The following is an 11991-nucleotide window of genomic DNA, read 5'->3' on the forward strand; positions in this document are numbered from 1 at the left end:
GGGTTCACTTCTTCGGCAATGCCTTTTCGATGCGGCTTGCGATCTGCGACAGCCGCTCCATTTCCTGTTTCAGGCCGGGTTCGGCCGTCCTGGCGATGCCTTCGCAGAGCACCGCGGTGAGTTGTTCCGCCATGGCGTCGATATCCAGTTCGCCGCGGCCGCAGATGTAGTTCCAGGTGCCATGCTCGATGCCGCCGTAGACCAGGTCGCGCAGCAGCGCCGCCGGCAGGTCGCCGCGGAACTCGCCGCCGCGCACGCCAGCCTCGATCACCTCGAGCAGGAATTGCGTGTAGCGCCGGTTCATCTCGTGCAGCTCGGAGCCGCGGTAGTCCTGCTCCGAGCGCACCTCGCGGAACATCAGGCGGCAGAGCAGGGGGTAGTCGCGGATGGAGCGCAGGTGGCGCCACACCAGCAGGCGCAGGCGGCCGCGCGCATCGCTGACGCCAGCGAGATCACGCGCGTAGTCGCCGAACATCTCCTCGTACCAGTGCTCCAGCACCTTGAGCAGCAGCTCGCGCTTGCTGGCGAAATACTTGTAGATCGTGCCTTCCACCACGCCCATGCGAGCCGCGATCTCGGCCACGGCCGAGGCCTCGTAGCCCTTCTCGCAGAACACGTCGCGCGCCGCGACGAGGATCTCGTCCACACGCTGCTCGCGTGCCAGGCGCACCACGGGCTTCTTGGCGGCGGCGCGGCTCATCAGGGCGTCAGGCTCAGCGGCACGTCGATCTCGAAGTCCATCAAGACCTGCGCCAGCATCTTGCCCTGCGGGTCATAGCGCAGGCTGGCCATGCCGCCGCCGCCCAGCGCGTTCTGCATCAGGAAGTTGAAGCCGTTGAGGCCCGGAATCTCGAAACGCTCGACCTTGCCCCGCACGAAGTGCGCGAAGTACTGCTGCACGGCTTCCGACGTCAGTTGGGCGCGCAGCAGCGGCAGGTACTCCGGCTTGCGGGCCAGGATGCCGATGTTGGCCGAGTCGCCCTTGTCGCCGGAGCGGCCATACGCGAGTTTGATGAGCGGAACCTTCCTGGTCGGGCCGGCGAGAGCGGCGCCCTCGTTCGGGGTTGCGGGCAGTCCCGCGGCATCGCCATAGGCCACCGCCGGCGCGGTGAAGGGCTTGCCATCCACCTCGATCGGCAGTTGGTCCTTCGGCACCAGGCAGGAGAACAGGCGCACCAGCGGCGTCGGCGAGGGGCGGCCGCCGGCGAAGCCGGTAATGCCCTGGGCCATCGCCGTGGCCGGCGGGATGAACTCGCGGCCGAAGATTTCCAGCGCGTTCTTGTCGGCGTGGTGCACGGCGAGCTTCAGGATCACCTCGCGGGCGTCGCGGCGGCGGCTGTTGGCGCCCCAGTTGGCCTCGGCACCGAGGACTTCAACGTCGCTGCGCGTGTAGTCGGCCAGGCCGCGCTTGGCGAACATGGCGCGCGTGCGCTTCAGGATCGCCGCGGCCACGGCCTCGGCCTTGGCCACCGCATCCACGCCGCCGATCATCATCGTGCCGGTGGTGCGGAAGCCGTCCTGCCAGGTGGCGGAAACCTTGTACTGCGAGGTCGGCGCGCGGCCCTTCGCACCCGAGACCTCCACGCGGTTCTCGCCGACCTGGATCAGCTTGAGGTTGCGCCAGTCGCAGCTCACGTCCGGCAGCAGGTAGGCCGAGGGGTCGCCGATTTCGTAGACGATCTGCTCGGCCACGGTGTCGGGGGCGACACGGCCACCGGTGTTGGCCGGCTTGGTGGTGATGAAGCTGCCATCGGCATTGCAGATCGCAATGGGGAAGCCCATCTGATCCCAGTCGCCCGCGACCTTTTCCCAGTCGGTGCTGACGCCGCCGGTGGCCTGGGCGCCGCATTCGATGACATGGCCGGCGAGGCTGCCGGCGGAGAGCTTGTCGAACTCGTCGGCCTGCCACTGGAATTCGTGGATCAGCGCGCCCAGCACCACGGCGCTGTCGACGCAGCGGCCGGTCAGCACGATGTCGGCGCCGCCGTTCAGGGCGTGAGCGATGGGGAAGGCGCCCAGGTAGGCGTTCATGCTCCAGAGCTTCGGCGGCATGGCGTCGCCGCTGAACATTTCCTTCGTGTCCGCGAACTCGGCCGCGCGCGGCAGCAGGTCGTCGCCGGTGACGATGGCGACCTTGAGGTCGATCCCCAGGGCCTTGAGTTTCTCGTCGATCGCCGCCTTGCAGGCCTGCGGATTGACGCCGCCGGCATTGGTGACGACGCGGATGCCTTGCTCTTTCAGCTTCGGCGCCAGGCTGGCGACCACCGATGGGAAGTCGGTGGCATAGCCGGTGTTGGGGTCCTTGGCGCGGGCACGCGCCAGCAGGCTCATGGTGATCTCGGCCAGGTAGTCGAGCACCAGGTAGTCGATCTCGCCGGACTCGACCAGCTGCTTCGGGCCTTCGGCAGAGTCGCCCCAGAAGCCGGCACCGCAACCGATCCTTACTTGGTCTTTCATTTTTTATGCTCCAACCACCATTCCGTTCTCCCCGAGTGCCGCGTCCCTCGATACAACCCGCTATCGCGGGTCACTCGGGATGACCGGCCGGTTTATCGAGGGGCGCACCGCACGTGCCTCGATACACCGCTTCGCGGCACTCGGCATGAACGGTCCGTGGGTCATTTCGGGTTAAATCAATTGCCCGTGAAATTCGGCGGACGCTTTTCCTGGAAAGCCGCCATGCCTTCCTTCGCGTCCTGCGTGCTCGACATGATCGGCACCATCGCCTGGGCAAATTCCAGGGACTCGCGCAGGCTCATGTCGCGCATCGCGTTGTAGGCCTGCTTGCCCAGGCGGATCGCGGTGGGCGACTTGTCGGTGACGCGGGCCAGCAGCCAGTCGAGCTTGGCGTCGAGTTCGGCGCGCGGCACCACGTAGTTCACCACGCCCCAGTCCAGCGCATCCTGCGCCGTGAACTGCTCGCCGGTGATGCACATCTCCTGCAGCTTGCGCGGCGGCAGCACGCGCAGCATGTAAGGCAGGATCATCATCGGCGTGACGCCGATCTTGGATTCCGTGGTGCCGATGCGGATATCGTCGGCTGCCACCGCCATGTCGCAGGCGCAGAGGATGCCGAAGCCGCCGGCCATGACGTGGCCGTTGACGCGGGCGATCACCGGCAGGGTGCATTCCTGCAGGCGCTTGAACAGATCCACGATGTAGTGCTTGGGCCGCGCATAGTCGACCGCGAAGGCGAAGCCCTGGGCGTTCTTGGCCAGGTCCGCACCCGCGCAGAAGGCCTTGTCGCCGGCGCCGGTCAGCACGATCGCCTTGACCTCGCCACCGCTGACGGCGTCGGCGATGCCCTTGTCGATCGCGCGCACGACCTGCTCGTTGAGGGCGTTGCGGCGCTCCTCGCGGTTGATGGTGATCCACAGCACCGCGTCGCGGCGTTCGACAAGGACGGGTTCAGACATGTGTTTCTCCTGGGGTACGGTTCGGGATGAGTCGGCCTCAATGGTAGGCATTCAAGCTGCCCACGCGACCCACCCGGTCAGTTTTCGCAAGGGTAGGCGGGGTTTGGTGAGTCGGCCTCACCCTTTTGTGCGAGGTAGCCCCAGGAGGCAGATTTTCGTCGCCGATTCAGGCAGTTACGGGGCGGGGCGCAGGCCGGTCCTCGCGGATCGGCAGGTTCGCCAGCGCCGCCAGCAGGGCGAAGCCGATGTCGGCGTACCACATCCAGCTGTAGTCGCCGAAGCGCGTGATCGTCAGCCCGCCCAGCCAGGCACCGAAGAAACCGCCGATCTGGTGCGACAGCAGGGTCAGGCCGAACAGCGTGGCGAGGTAGCGGGTGCCGAACAGCTTGCCCACCAGCCCGGCCGTGGGCGGCACCGTGGCCAGCCAGGTGAAGCCCAGGGCGGCGGCGAAGATATAGAAGGTCAGCGGCGTGCGCGGCGACACCAGGTAGATCGCGATCATCAGCGCGCGGCTGGCGTAGATCGCGGCCAGCAGCCACTTCATGCGGTAGCGCTGGCCCAGTGCGCCGGCGGTGAGGCTGCCGGCGATGTTGAACAGGCCGATCAGCGCCAGCGACACTGCCGAGACGCTGGCCGGCAGGCCGCAGAGCGCCACCTCGCCCGGCAGATGCGTCACCAGGAAGGCGATGTGCAGGCCGCAGGTGAAGAAGCCCAGGTGCAGGCACCAGTAGCTGCGGTCGGCGAAGGCGCGGCGCACCTCGCCGCCCAGGCCCGGTTCGGTGGTGGCCACCGGCACGCCGGGCGCCACCACCGGCGCGCGCAGCTTGCGCGCCAGCGGCAGGGTCAGCAGGCTGCTGGCGGCCAGCGTGAACATCGCCGCGGCCCAGCCGGACGCGGCGATCACGAGCTGCGTCAGCGGTGCGAACAGGAACTGGCCGAAGGAGCCGCCGGCATTGATGAAGCCGGCCGCGAAGGGCCTGCGCTCCGGCGGCAGCAGGCGCGAGGTGGCGCCGATCAGGATCGAGAAGCTGCCGGCGCCCGCGCCAGCCGCCGAGAGAATGCCCAGGGCGAACAGCAGGCCCCATTGATTGGGCAGGAAGGGCGCCAGCGCCAGGCCGCCGGCCAGCATCAGGCCGCCCAGCTGCACCACGCCCACCGAGCCGTGGCGGTCGGCGTACATGCCGAACAGCGGCTGCGCCACGCCCCACATGAGCTGGCCCACCGCCAGCGCGAAGCTGATCGTGGCAATAGACAGGCCGCTGCTGTCGTGGATCGGCGCCACGAACAGTCCCAGCGACTGCCGCACGCCCATGGTCAGCGTCAGGATCGTCGCGGCGACGATCATCAGCAGCCAGGCGGCGCGGCTCTCGCGGGAATCGACGGCGGCGTTCATGACAGGTCCCTGCGGCTCCTCGGGTGGGAAATGGTAAGCCATTGCCTGCCCGATCCCACGTTCATTCCGCGGCGACGTGGACCCGTTCCCGGATGCCCTTGAGGCTCGCCACGATCGTCAGGGTCATGATCACCAGCATCGACCAGGAACTCCATTTGCCGACGTGGACGTGGGCCCATGCGCCGATCTGGTTGGGATACCTCCAGAGGCCGAAGAAGGTCCCCATGTTCTCTGCCAGCCAGATGAAGAAGCCGATCAACACGAAGGACAGCAGCAGCGGCATGCTGCGCGGCCGGTCGTAGGGGTGGAAGATCACCGTGGTGCGGGCATAGAGGCCGAGCGTGGCGGCGGCCAGATGCCAGCGGTAGTCGCCGATAGTGTGATGCGTGTAGAAGTTGGTGTAGATCAGCAAGGCCAGCAAGGCCGACATCCAGTACGGCGGATGGTGGCGGATCCGCAGGTCGAGCAGCCGCCAGGCCTGGATCATGTAGCTGCCGATGGCGGCGTACATGAAACCGGAGAACAGCGGCACGCCCAGCAGCTTGCTCCAGGCGAAGTCCGGGTAGGCCCAGGACCTGATGCCGCTGGAGGTCTTGAACACCTCCAGCGCGAAGCCGATGACATGGAACAGGCAGACCGCCTTCAGCTCATCGCGCGATTCCAGCCCGCTCCAGACCATCCAGCCCTGGATGGCGAGGGCGACGAGCAGCAGGACGTCGTAGCGCGGAACGCCGAAGAGACCCTCGCGGGGCAGCGAGAACATCGCGGTGAAGAACAGCCCCGCGAAGAGGCAGGCCCGCGCCTGCTTGATGCCGAAGTACCAGAACTCCAGGCCGTAGCACCGCAACCCGGCCAGCAGCGGCCGGACGGGGCGATTCATCAGGTGCCGGTCGAAGCGATGCAGCAGGGCCAGCGGCCCGGCGGCAATCAGGCCGGAGAGGCTGCGGGCGTCACCCGCGGGGTGTTGCTGATGCTGCATGGACTGTCCTCGGGCATCCGGCTTCCGCGAGCGGGAAGCCAATGGGTTCGAAGACTAGGGAAGGCGCGTGCAATCCCGGTGCGGGGACCGCGCAGGTTTCGTGCAATTCGACTCAGGCTGCCGCCGGCGGATCGCGCCACTCGCGCCCGGCGGGCGTGGCAGTCCAGGCGGCGACGCCTTCGCGCTCGATCAGGCCGGCTTTCTCCAGCACGGCCATGGTCTCGGTGGTGCAGACCGGCTTGCCGTTGACCTCCACGCGGTTGCCGTAGGCGACATAGGCCTTCCAGCCGCGGCTGAGCCAGATCATGACGGCGCGCTGGGACTTGCTGAGTTTCTTGGCCATGGGGTGTTCTAGGATTTCGGGCTTGGCGACAGTGCCTGGCAGCGCCAGTCTCTCACGGCGCGATGACTTCCAGCAGCTGTGGCAGCACCCCTGCCGAGGGGGCAGCGCTGCGCTTAGTTCTCCGAGCAGACCCCGGTCTCGCGCAGTTCCACCGTCGCCCACTCGGCAGCCGGGCAGTCGCGGGCGATGGCCAGGGCTTCCTCGCGGCCGCAGTCCAGCAGGAAGAAGCCCCCGACCATTTCCTTGGCCTCGGCGAAAGGGCCGTCGAACTGGCGGCGCTGGCCGTCACGGGTTTCGATACGCAGGCTCTCCGCACTGGTCGGGCGCAGCGATTCGACGGCGCGCAGGATGCCGCGTGCCTGCAGCGCGCCGCTGAAATCCTGCATCGCCCGCAAATGATGCTGGCCCTGATCCGCCGTGCGGTCCTGGCGCCAGCCGGGGCGCTCGATGATCAGCAGGACATAAGCCATGGGACTCTCCGGTTGGGGGAAGCCGAATGATAGCGGCGTCGCAGCGTTAAGGCTGTGTAAAGAAGCAGGGCAGGCGCCGTTGCTGCGGCAGACACTGCAGGCATGATCGATGTCTTCCACCCCACGGCAGTCCCGGTTGACGCCGCGCCATGGCTTGCCCACCCTGAGACCATGTCCGCGCCCCAGCGTCCACCACAGCTGCTGCTGATCGACGACGACGTCAAGCTGACGCGCCTGCTCACCGGCTACCTGCATGAGCAGGGCTACTCGGTGACGCCGGCGCATGACGGCCCCTCGGGCCTGGCGCTGGCCGCCGGCGGCGGCTGGGACCTGGTGGTCCTCGACGGCATGCTGCCGGGTCTCGACGGCCTGGAGGTGCTGAAGCGGCTGCGGGAAACCTCCAGGGTGCCGGTGCTGATGCTCACCGCGCGCGGGGACGAGGGCGACCGGGTCATGGGACTGGACCAGGGCGCCGACGACTACCTGCCCAAGACCGTGTCGCCGCGCGAACTGACGGCGCGCATCCGTGCGCTGCTGCGCCGTGCCGCGCCGGCGGAGCCGCCCTCGCGCCTGCTGGACTTCGGCGGACTGCAGCTGGATCTCGACGGTCGCAGCGTGCGCCTGGGCGGCACGGAACTGGCGCTGACGCCGGTGGAGTTCGACCTGCTGGCCGAGCTGGCGCGGCATGCCGGCCGCCTGCGTTCGCGCGAGCAGTTGGTGGAAGGCCTGCGCGACCGCCGTTTCGATGCCAACGACCGCTCGGTGGACGTCCACATCACCGCGCTGCGCCGCAAGCTCGGCGACGACCCGCGCGAGCCGCGCTACATCCGCACCGTGCGCGGCGCCGGCTACCTGCTGCAGAAACCCGATTCCCGATGAGCCTGCGCCTGCCGCTGTACCTGCGCGCGCTGCTGCTGCTGGCACTCAACCTGCTGGTGCTGGCGGTGCTGCTGATCGGCTGGGCCGGCTGGGGCAGCCTGTTGTCGCCGGCCGCTCGGGAACGCCTGGGCATCATCGGCGAGCTGATCAGCAACGACCTGTCGCAGGCGCCGCAGGCGCAGTGGCCGCAGATCCTGGCGGCCTACAGCGAGCGCTACGGCGTTGGCTTCTCCACCGACGGCCCCAAGTCCGGACCGGGAGGGCCCGGCGGACCGCCGCCCGGAGAGGGCCGAGGGCCTCCGCCGCGGATGATGGATGGCCCACCGCATGGCATGGGCCGCGGCGGACCGCCGCCGCGCTTCGGCGGGCCAGGCGATCGCCTGGAGCTGCGGCAAGCCGGCATCGGCGGGCCTTACGGCATCGTCATTCCCACCATGGTCACGACCGAGGCCGGCCGCCGGCCGCTGGATATCCGCGTCGACGTGCCTTCGGTCTATGCGCTGGCGGTCTTTCTCGGCGTCGGCGAATGGCTGCGCCTGGCATTGATCGCGGTGGGCCTCTCGGCACTGGTGTGGGCGCCGTTCTTCTTCGGCATCGCGCGCGCCGTGGTGCGCATGAAGCTGGCCACGCGCCGCATCGCCGCCGGACGCTTCGAGTCGCGCCTGCCGGACGAGCGCCGCGGCGACGAACTGGGCCAGCTGGCGGGCTCGATCAACGACATGGCGGGACGCCTGCAGCACTACGTCTCCAGCCAGAAGCAGTTTCTCGCCGACGTTGCGCACGAGACGATTTCGCCGCTGGCGCGCATGCAGATCGGCCTGGGCCTGCTGGAGTCGCGCGTCGGCGACGATGCGCGGGAAACGCTGCAGGACGTGCAGGACGACGCACGCCAGATGTCCGAGCTGCTCAACGAACTGCTGCTGTTCTCGCGTGCCGGCATGGAGGCCGACCGCGCCGCTCCCGAGCGCATCGAGCTGCGCCCGCTGCTGGCCGAGGCCATCGACCGAGAAGCCTTGTCGCAGGTGGAGGTTGCGGTGGCTGCCGGTCTGGCCGTGCGCGGCCAGCGTGCCCTGCTGCTGCGCGCCCTGAGCAACCTGCTGCGCAACGCCGCCCGCCATGGCGGCGGCAGCGCCATCGCGGTGGCCGCGGAGCGTGCCGGCGGCGAACTCAGCCTGTGGGTACGAGACAGCGGCCCCGGCGTGCCGGAGGCGGCGCTGCCGCGGCTGGGCCAGCCCTTCTTCCGCCCCGACGCCGCCCGCAGCCGCGAGCGCGGCGGTCACGGTCTGGGCCTGGCGATCGTGCGCCGCTGTGTCGAGGCCTGTGAAGGCAGCCTGCATTTCCGCAATCGCATCGGCGGCGGCTTCGAGGCGGAGCTGCGGTTACCGGCGGCGGACTGAACCGCTAGAGTGCGGGTATGAACCCGCTCCGGATTTTCGCGTTCCTCGCCCTGTGCCTGCTGTCGCTCACGGCGGCGGCCGACAGCCTGCGGCCCGGCAAGTACATCCTGCTCGAGGGCTGGGGCAGCCTGACGCTGGGTGCCGACAAGGGCAAGGGCCAGCCCGTCGCCATCGAGACCACCGGCGCCAACGCCCATGTCTGTGAACTGAAGGGCAACCTGCGCAAGGGCGTGGTCGTTCCCACGAATCCACCGTCCAGGCCCTGCACGATCTCGATCAAGGCCAAGGGCGACGACATCGAGCTGCAACCCTCCAACTTCGATCCCGAGGCCTGCAACTACTACTGCGGCGCCAGGGCGACCTACGACGGTACCTACCGCCTGCCACCGCCGTCCTGCGAGCGGAAGCAGTTGCGGCAGCGCCAGGACCTGTTCCTGAAGCAGTACCGCACCAAGACCTACGACCAGGCGCATGCGACGCTGTCGTCGCTGATCGCGGAGTGCGGCGTCTTCTACAACTGGATCGACCAGGACAAGCTGCGCAACGACCTGGCGATCACCGAGTATCACCTGGGACGCTACCAGGACTGTCTCAAGACCCTGGAGCCGAACACCGGCACCGCGCATCCGGACATGGAGTCGCTGCAGGAATTGCCGCCGGCCGACTTCGACATGTTCTCGACCATTGCCCCGGCCACCTGGAAGAACCGCGCGCTCTGCGAAAAGGGCCTGAAGGCGAAGAAGTAGCGGCCCGCTCAGCGCGCCTGCCGGATCGCCAGCACCGCCTGGTTGCGCAGCGTGTGCAGCAGCGACAGCTCCTTGTCGGAGACGCTGATCGCCCCGGGCTTGTCCGAGTCGGCGTAGATCATTGCCGCCGGCGTGCCGCGTACGTTCAGCGGGAATACCAGGAAGGTCGGTGCGTCCACCCGCGACAGGTACCAGGGCGGCAGGCGCGCGCGGACCTTTGCATCGCCGGCGTCGCGGATCAGCACGTCGGAGTCCTTGCCCAGGATAAGGTTGAACAGGTCGCTGCCGGCCAGCGGGAACTCGAACTGCTTCACCAGTTCATCGCAGCCGTTGCCGAAGCCGAAGCGCGCCCGCATCAGCGGCTTGCGCTCGTCGCGCAGGCACATCAGCACGCGGTTGACGCGGGTGGAGCGGTACACCGTCTCGGTGACGATCTGCAGCAGCTCCGTCAGCGGCAGGTCGTCGAGCAGGGCCTTGCTGACCTCCTGGATGCCGGCGGCGAGTATCGCCTCGGCATTGCCGGATTCCACCAGTTCGGCCGCTGCTGCATCGTCCACGCGCAGTTCGCAACTGGCGACGTGCGCGGCCGGGGTTTCGGGAACTGGCGTGTCAGACAGCTTCTGCCCCAGACGGCTGCGCGCCAGGTCGATGCCGAGCGTGCCCGACAATTCGGCCAGGCCCAGCGCGGCCTGCTTGATGGCGTCGTTCAACTGGCGTTCGCCCAGGCCCAGGCTGTCGCGAAAACGCGCCGCGAGCGCGGCCATTGCCGTGCTGCGGTCGGCGCCGCTGTCGAGGATCGCGCAGGCCTCGCCGGCGCAGGCGCTGAGCAGGCGCAGCTGCTCATCCTGCGAGCGCGCCACCGGCGGCTTGCCCGGCGGCAGGCGCCGCATGCTGTGCACGATCGGCTCGGGGAAGCCCCAGCTGCGTGCCACGCCGACGCCCAGGTCCTGGTAGCTGATGCCCAGCACGCGCAACGCGGCCTCGTCCTGCGTGCAGCCTTCCGCCGCCACCAGCCTGGCGATGGTCTCGGCCTCCTCCCAGAAGTAATAGTGCGCGAGCAGTCGCCCCAGGTCGTGGAACAGCGCGCAGATGAAAGCCTCCTCGCCATGGCCCGGCAGCAGCTTCGCGCCCAGCTCGCGTCCCAGCATGCCGCCGAGGTTGCTGCGCAGGAACTCCTCGCGCAGCACGCCGGCCTGCTTGCGGTCGCCGATATGCTCGAACAGCATCAGCGAGATGGCGATGCCGCGCACCGCGTCGAAGCCCAGCATCACGATGGCGCGCGACACCGTGCGGATGCGTTCCCCCGACAGCTTGGGATAGTAGGCGGAGTTGACCAGGCGCAGGATCTTGTTGGTCAGCGCGAAGTCCTTGAGGATCGCGTTCGACAGCTTCTGGATGTCGGCCTTCTCCGAGGCGGCGAGGCGCTGGATCGCGTTGATCGCGGTGGACATCGCCGGGAAGTCGCTCTTCACCTTCATGCGCCGCAGCAGGAATTCCAGCGTGCTCTGGCGCCCGCCGTCGCCGGCGGCGTTCACTGCCGGGCGCAGGTAGGCCTGCAGCGCCTCGCGCATCTGCTGCGCGCTGGCATAGCGCAGTTCCGGCTCCTTCGCGGTGGCCTTGGCGACGATGTCCTGCAGGCGGCCATCCAGCGCCACCTCGGCCGGGAACACCAGCGGCATGTTGGCCAGCTGGTGGATCGCCTGCAGCGCATGCTCGCCCTGCACGGCGCGCCGGCCGCTGAGCATCTCGAACAGGATCAGCCCGGCGGCGAAGACGTCGTACTGAGGGCCGGCATCGCGGGTGCGAACGTATTCCGGCGCCATGTAGGCCGGGCTGCCGACCAGGCCCTCTTCGACCCCCTGCGGCGCCGCGACCCGGCTGGCGATGCCGAAGTCCATCACCCGCGGCTGGCCGCCGGCATCCACCAGGATGTTGGAAGGTTTCAGATCGCGGTGGATCACGCCCTGGGCATGGGCCTGTTCCAGGGCCTCCAGCACGCCGACCATCAGTTCCGCCGCCCGGGCCGGGGCGAGGGCTCCCTTGGCCATCAGCTGCTGCAGGGTCTGGCCGGCCACGTACTCGAACACCAGGTGGGCCTGGCCGTCCTGCTCGCCCATGTCGAAGATCGGGACGATGTTGGGATGGCGCAGGCGGCTGACGTTGCGCGCCTCGGCCTGCGGTGCGGCCGGCAGGCCGGTGCGCTGCGGCAGCAGGCGCTTGATCGCCACCTCGCGCTGCAGGTCCGGGTCCCAGGCCAGGTAGACGCGGCTCTGCGCGCCCTGGCCGAGCAGGCGCCGCACTTCGAACTTGCCGATCGTCTGGCCCATGGTCATTCGTTAACGGCCGGACTGAGTGGAACTTCAGCGCA

11 protein-coding genes are annotated in these 11991 nt (G+C 68.6%); 3 read left to right on the forward strand and 8 right to left on the reverse strand.

Features of this window, described 5'->3' with window-relative positions:
• Positions 1 to 4: 4 nt before the first annotated feature.
• The 7 genes from D0B54_RS08385 to D0B54_RS08415 form a co-directional block, all read right to left on the reverse strand.
• Positions 5 to 700 (reverse strand): TetR/AcrR family transcriptional regulator, encoded by a 696-nt coding sequence (locus tag D0B54_RS08385; protein ID WP_117290887.1) that lies wholly within the window; start codon positions 698 to 700, stop codon positions 5 to 7.
• Positions 700 to 2457 carry an acyclic terpene utilization AtuA family protein gene (locus D0B54_RS08390; RefSeq protein ID WP_117290888.1) on the reverse strand — a complete coding sequence of 586 codons (1758 nt, stop codon included), beginning with the start codon at positions 2455 to 2457 and terminating at the stop codon, positions 700 to 702. Before D0B54_RS08390 ends, D0B54_RS08385 begins: the two co-directional genes overlap by 1 nt.
• Before the next feature lie 176 nt (positions 2458 to 2633).
• Entirely contained in the window at positions 2634 to 3416 is a 783-nt protein-coding gene (locus tag D0B54_RS08395; RefSeq protein WP_117290889.1) for an enoyl-CoA hydratase-related protein, read from the reverse strand.
• A 166-nt stretch (positions 3417 to 3582) separates the two neighbouring features.
• Positions 3583 to 4809 carry an MFS transporter gene (locus D0B54_RS08400; RefSeq protein ID WP_117290890.1) on the reverse strand — a complete coding sequence of 409 codons (1227 nt, stop codon included), beginning with the start codon at positions 4807 to 4809 and terminating at the stop codon, positions 3583 to 3585.
• Between the two features lie 61 nt (positions 4810 to 4870).
• The gene (locus D0B54_RS08405; protein WP_367396798.1) at positions 4871 to 5689 is read right to left on the reverse strand and encodes a DUF817 domain-containing protein; all 819 of its coding nucleotides are present in this window, start codon (positions 5687 to 5689) and stop codon (positions 4871 to 4873) included.
• Positions 5690 to 5900: 211 nt separating this feature from the next.
• Positions 5901 to 6131, reverse strand: a complete 231-nt coding sequence (locus D0B54_RS08410; protein WP_117290892.1) for a hypothetical protein — start codon at positions 6129 to 6131, stop codon at positions 5901 to 5903.
• 113 nt (positions 6132 to 6244) lie between these two features.
• On the reverse strand, positions 6245 to 6601 hold the full coding sequence (locus D0B54_RS08415; protein WP_117290893.1) for a YciI family protein: 357 nt from the start codon (positions 6599 to 6601) through the stop codon (positions 6245 to 6247).
• A gap of 171 nt (positions 6602 to 6772) precedes the next feature.
• Between D0B54_RS08415 and D0B54_RS08420 the strand changes: the two genes are divergently transcribed.
• From D0B54_RS08420 to D0B54_RS08430, 3 genes are read left to right on the forward strand one after another with little or no spacing between them, the layout of a single operon-like run.
• Positions 6773 to 7480, forward strand: coding sequence for a response regulator transcription factor (locus D0B54_RS08420; protein WP_117290894.1), 708 nt, complete (start codon positions 6773 to 6775; stop codon positions 7478 to 7480).
• Positions 7477 to 8877, forward strand: coding sequence for a sensor histidine kinase (locus D0B54_RS08425; protein WP_117290895.1), 1401 nt, complete (start codon positions 7477 to 7479; stop codon positions 8875 to 8877). Before D0B54_RS08420 ends, D0B54_RS08425 begins: the two co-directional genes overlap by 4 nt.
• Before the next feature lie 17 nt (positions 8878 to 8894).
• A complete protein-coding gene (locus D0B54_RS08430; protein ID WP_117290896.1) occupies positions 8895 to 9623 on the forward strand; it encodes a hypothetical protein in 729 nt (242 codons plus the stop codon).
• An 8-nt stretch (positions 9624 to 9631) separates the two neighbouring features.
• On the opposite strand, the gene D0B54_RS08435 is transcribed toward D0B54_RS08430, so the two are convergent.
• Entirely contained in the window at positions 9632 to 11950 is a 2319-nt protein-coding gene (locus tag D0B54_RS08435; RefSeq protein WP_162932303.1) for a serine/threonine protein kinase, read from the reverse strand.
• Positions 11951 to 11991: the final 41 nt, after the last annotated feature.

Source organism: Solimonas sp. K1W22B-7, from assembly GCF_003428335.1.
GTDB lineage: Bacteria > Pseudomonadota > Gammaproteobacteria > Nevskiales > Nevskiaceae > Solimonas_A.